Origin of the sequence: Brachyspira catarrhinii, from assembly GCF_005518285.1 — a bacterium.
GTDB classification, from domain to species: domain Bacteria; phylum Spirochaetota; class Brachyspiria; order Brachyspirales; family Brachyspiraceae; genus Brachyspira; species Brachyspira catarrhinii.
On record NZ_SJDU01000408.1, the window covers coordinates 1 to 1,907 of the forward strand.

Annotated in this window: 3 protein-coding genes and 1 pseudogene; all 4 read left to right on the top strand. The window is 29.2% G+C overall.

What is annotated here, in order from left to right; all coding sequences use genetic code 11:
• Positions 1–299 (top strand): annotated as a pseudogene (locus EZH24_RS14235) (hypothetical protein); the annotation flags it as partial.
• A 12-nt stretch (positions 300–311) separates the two neighbouring features.
• Positions 312–731 (top strand): hypothetical protein, encoded by a 420-nt coding sequence (locus EZH24_RS11000; RefSeq protein ID WP_137999156.1) that lies wholly within the window; start codon positions 312–314, stop codon positions 729–731.
• 70 nt (positions 732–801) lie between these two features.
• Positions 802–1,311 carry a hypothetical protein gene (locus EZH24_RS11005; RefSeq protein WP_161976152.1) on the top strand — a complete coding sequence of 170 codons (510 nt, stop codon included), beginning with the start codon at positions 802–804 and terminating at the stop codon, positions 1,309–1,311.
• Positions 1,308–1,856: a hypothetical protein gene (locus EZH24_RS11010; protein WP_137999158.1), complete on the top strand. Its 549-nt coding sequence runs from the start codon at positions 1,308–1,310 to the stop codon at positions 1,854–1,856. The genes EZH24_RS11005 and EZH24_RS11010 overlap by 4 nt, the downstream gene beginning before the upstream one ends.
• Positions 1,857–1,907 lie beyond the last annotated feature (51 nt).

Sequence of the window (1,907 nt, forward strand, 5' to 3'; positions counted from 1 at the left end):
AAGTTTCTCTTAAAGACGGATACGCTAAGATAACTAAAGAAGAAGCAGAAGAATTAATAAAACAAAAGACATTCCCTGCTTCTGCTTTGGAAGAAACAAAAAAAGAACTTGAAGAATGTAAATCAAAAATAGCTGAGTTAGAAAAAACTGCCGCAGACAATAAAGAAAATAAAGCTTTAAAAACTAAAATAACAGAGTTAGAAAAGTCTAATGAGGCACTTACTAAAGAAAATGAAACTTTAAAAGTAAAAGTTGCTGAGTTAGAAAAAACTATTGAAGAAAGTAAAAAGAAAGTTTAAATGGGGGCATAAATGGGACTAGACTATTATACACCAACAGTAGAAGAGTTTAAAGAAACTTTTAAGGCTTTTGCTTATAATGATGATCCTCGTTATCAAGATAGTAACGATGTTTCTATTATCAATGTAGAATATCTAAAAAAACTATTAGACGGAAAAGCATTAGAAGTAAAAAGAGTTTTAAACAATAAAGGTTATCCTGAACCTAATGCTGATGATAATAGTCCAGTCTTTAATATTAAAAAATATATTTTATTTGAAGCGGCAAAAATGTTTACTGCTAATTATGCCACAAATACAGATTTAATAAATTGGATTAGAGAAGAAGCATTGAGGGCAGAGGAAGCATTTAATAATGATTTATCTTCAATACTTACTTTACCAAGTGATTATGACAGCGTGCCTCTTTTGGGAGATGTTCCTAAACAATAGGAGGGAAAACGAGGCTAGCTCAATAATTTATTATTGAGCTGATAATAAGCCGAGTTTGAGCATAGCAATAATGAGTTTAACAGAAGAACAATTTAATAATATAGCTAGGTTTTTATATGCTTTATCAAGGCTTGCTATAGAAATAAAACGAGGCAATTTTTATAAACAGCAATACGAAATATTTTTAGCTAATTGGAAAGATACTGATTTTGAAAATATTTTTAAAACAGGCGGACAAAATATTCAAAACCCAATGAGAGCTAAAAAAAATAATCCTAATTGGTTTAAGTTTAGAAAGTTTCCTGCCCCTTCTCAAAATCTTTTAGGAATATGGACAGGTGAAACTAGATACGCACTTTTGAGAGGAATGAAAGTTGGAAATAAAATTGATGTTTTTAAGAGAGTATCAAATAATAAAATACAATATGGATATAAAGCAAAATATAAAAGTAAAGACATAACAAAATATATTAATGTTAATTTGGGAGTAAGTAAAGAGTTTTTAGACGGCGAAGCAAAAAGAATTGCTGCTGTAATTGAGGATTTATTCGGCGATATAGTAAAGGAATATAGTTTATGAAATATGATGAGGCAATAAAATATTTAATTAATGATTGTATTAATTATTTTGCTGATAAATATGTAGACTTAAAAGGGAATACTGTTCAAGGAAAAAATAAATTAAATGAAAAACTTGTAAATTATGATTATTTAAAAATGCCTAGTTTTATTTTAGGCAAATATGAAAATATGACTACATCATTTTTGTTTGTTGGAATAGCTAATGTAAACAGTGTTGGAGGCGGATATATTGGAGATCCTCTAGGTTATCAAGATACTATTAATATGGTAATTAGAGTTTATAAACAAGTAAAGCCGCCTGATATTTTTGTAACTTATAATATATTACCTCTAGCAGTTGAACAAGTTGCTCGCGAATGGTTTGCTAATATAAATGAAAATGGGATGCTGTCAGGAGTTTCACCGCAATTTTCAAGAAGCGAACCTCAATTAGATAGTCAAGGAAATAGTGTTAATAATTTTTCAGCTGTTCAAGGTATTTATTTTGAAATAGCTATAAGTTTTAATATTTTTACAAACAGTGAAGAATTAAATAATAATTAATAGTAAGCCGAAGCCTCCCCCACAGGGGCACAGACGTGCGAGCAATTTTAT

What these genes read in the sequence shown, in the direction of transcription:
- EZH24_RS11000 (WP_137999156.1), top strand. Translation starts at nt 312, where the DNA reads ATGGGACTAGACTATTATACACCAACAGTAGAAGAGTTTAAAGAAACT.
- EZH24_RS11005 (WP_161976152.1), top strand. Translation starts at nt 802, where the DNA reads ATGAGTTTAACAGAAGAACAATTTAATAATATAGCTAGGTTTTTATAT.
- EZH24_RS11010 (WP_137999158.1), top strand. Translation starts at nt 1,308, where the DNA reads ATGAAATATGATGAGGCAATAAAATATTTAATTAATGATTGTATTAAT.